Origin of the sequence: Desulfofundulus sp. (assembly GCF_049701015.1) — a bacterium.
GTDB lineage: Bacteria > Bacillota > Desulfotomaculia > Desulfotomaculales > Desulfovirgulaceae > Desulfofundulus.
The window spans coordinates 1-2,239 of sequence record NZ_JBNATZ010000340.1 but is presented as its reverse complement, the minus strand read 5'-3'; the positions used below and the strand labels follow the sequence as shown (position 1 = coordinate 2,239).

The window sequence follows — 2,239 nt, the reverse complement described above, 5'->3', positions numbered from 1 at the left end:
TGTTGGTAAAATCGGTGGGGTTAGAAAATTTCCTACAGTGTGTTGACTTTATCCTCATTGTGTCAATACCTTGACAACTTAACTCATGTTGGGTTTAAATGTTAACTAGAAGCTACCACAAGTGTTAGGGAACACATTGGGCGTGGCCAAAATTTGTAAAGTAATTAGTGGGTGGGTCTACCGTTTAACGTTAGTATCCCTCCTTAAAATAATATGTGAAACACCATTCTCCTCCTGGCAAAAAAAGCCGCCTCAATCTTAAGTCCCCCAAGTTTTAGGATTACCCAAAAGTCAGCCACTGAAGACTCCGACTTTTAAGCCTGGGGATGAAAGCGGTAGCCAGGTGTGCTAAAATGGAAACATGGGGCGAACAAATGTTATCCGGGTTTTACCTAGCAAGCAACAAAGGCAAGTGCTCGAAATCTCCGGGGATCGTTGCGTTGCCCTCTGGAACGCCGTCCAGTACAGGTGTAGGCAGGCCTTCTTCCGGGGTGAACCCGTACCTTCCTACGAAATCCTGTCCACAGAGTTCAAGGAGCACCCGGTGTATCGTACCCTGCCCGCCTATATAGGGCAGGAGGTAATCAAAAAAGCACGGAGGACGTGGAACGCATTCTTCGCCTGTCTCCGCCTGTACCGAAAGGGCAGACTGGCACAACGACCCTCTCTCTCCCTATACTGGAAGGATCGAAAGACCGGAAAGCGTTTCTTCAGAGTTATCCCCGTCAAAGCACCCATTTCCTACTCCCTCACCGTGAAAATCTTGAACTTCACATTGTTTAGAGACCTCCGCAACGGCAGCGGGGATAGACTCCTGCTTCATACAAAAGGCCTGATGAGGTTTCACGGGTAACCCGAGACGTTAGAACTCAAGTACTATCCGGTTAAAAGGCGTTGGTACGCCCACCAGGTCGTGGAGGTACTCGATCTTGTTGCAAAGGCCAGACCACCGAAGTATGTCAGGTTAGTTCTCGGCGCCAGGACTTTCGTTACTCTCGCCGTGAAAAGCCTCGACTACCAACTCCTTTTCTCCGGTAGAGAACTCTGGAGGGACTTTCTCTACTGGACGAAAGTGATTTCCCGGGAGCAGGCGCGGCAGAACAGGATTGGGAGGAAAACTTCGCGAAAACTCAAGCTCCTATACCATAGGCGGAGTAAAAGGTCAAAGCACGTCTTTGAAGCACTTGCCAAACAGATTGCCAGGATCCTCAAGAAAAACGGAGTAGGAACTCTGTTTATCGAAAACCTGACAGATATCCGCCCGGACATGGATTTCGGTCCGCAGAACCTGCTGATCCGCAACTTCTGGATCTTCCGCATGCTCAGGAAGGCGATCGAAGGCGCGTGCGTCAAAAAAAATATTGCCGTCGTTTTGGTAGAAACCCGGGGTACTTCATCTACTTGTGTCGTCTGCGGAGGTCTCATCAACAGGTGAGTGCGAAATAAAACCTGTTGTCCGAAGTGCGAGGTAGTATGGCACGCAGATGCCAATGCCGCTTTAAATCTACTCCTCAAGGGTTCCTCGAAGGGGCACGGGGTGAAGGCTACACCCCAGAGGCCGTAAGTACTCCGGTGGAGTAGATATCGATGGGAAAGCCGCCCCGAATCCGCTGTCGGTATGCCCTCAAGGGCGGCGGACAGCGTTCCTAAAGCGGCGTAAGTCGCTTTCAGGAACCCCTCCCCCTTTAGGGGGAAAGAGGAGGTCGGGTATCTGAAAATTAGGAACTACCTTGGTGAGTAATGTTATATTTTGCAAGTTTGATATTAAGTTGCCTTTTGGGAATAAAAAGGGAGGTGTGGGCATATTCTATATGGGAAAGGGAAGCTTAGCGATGGAGGAAGAAAGAAGAAAAGAAATGGCTATATCGAGAATACGATTAGAGGAAAAACAAGGACATGAGACCAGAAAGCATTTGCTTGTAGAGCTGGAAAATGAATTAGGTCATCCCGTGTTGACTTTTTTTACAAGCTTTAGATATCCAGTTATGATTGAGGATGAAGATGTAAAGGTTCTTGAAGATGTGTTACAGAGAATAGATACAAGCGGCGGATTTGCTCTTATTATTAACTCTCCCGGAGGAGATGCGCTTGCTGCTGAGAGAATAATTCGAATTTGTCGTAGTTATAGTGGAACAGGTGAATATTGGGCAATTGTTCCAGGTAAAGCTAAGTCAGCGGCTACAATGATATGTTTTGGGGCAAGTAAGATTTTTATGGGTGCAGCTTCTGAATTAGGGCC

Annotated in this window: 3 protein-coding genes; all 3 read left to right on the top strand. The window is 47.9% G+C overall.

All coding sequences use genetic code 11. From position 1 onward, the window contains the following. Nucleotides 1–412: 412 nt before the first annotated feature. On the top strand, nt 413–853 hold the full coding sequence (locus ACPLUI_RS14105) for a hypothetical protein (RefSeq protein WP_424660877.1): 441 nt from the start codon (nt 413–415) through the stop codon (nt 851–853). Nucleotides 854–913: 60 nt separating this feature from the next. Further along, the gene (locus tag ACPLUI_RS14100) at nt 914–1,435 is read left to right on the top strand and encodes a transposase (RefSeq protein ID WP_424660876.1); all 522 of its coding nucleotides are present in this window, start codon (nt 914–916) and stop codon (nt 1,433–1,435) included. Between the two features lie 298 nt (nt 1,436–1,733). Beyond that, nucleotides 1,734–2,239: SDH family Clp fold serine proteinase (locus tag ACPLUI_RS14095; RefSeq protein ID WP_424660875.1), on the top strand; the 506-nt coding region annotated here is incomplete at its 3' end.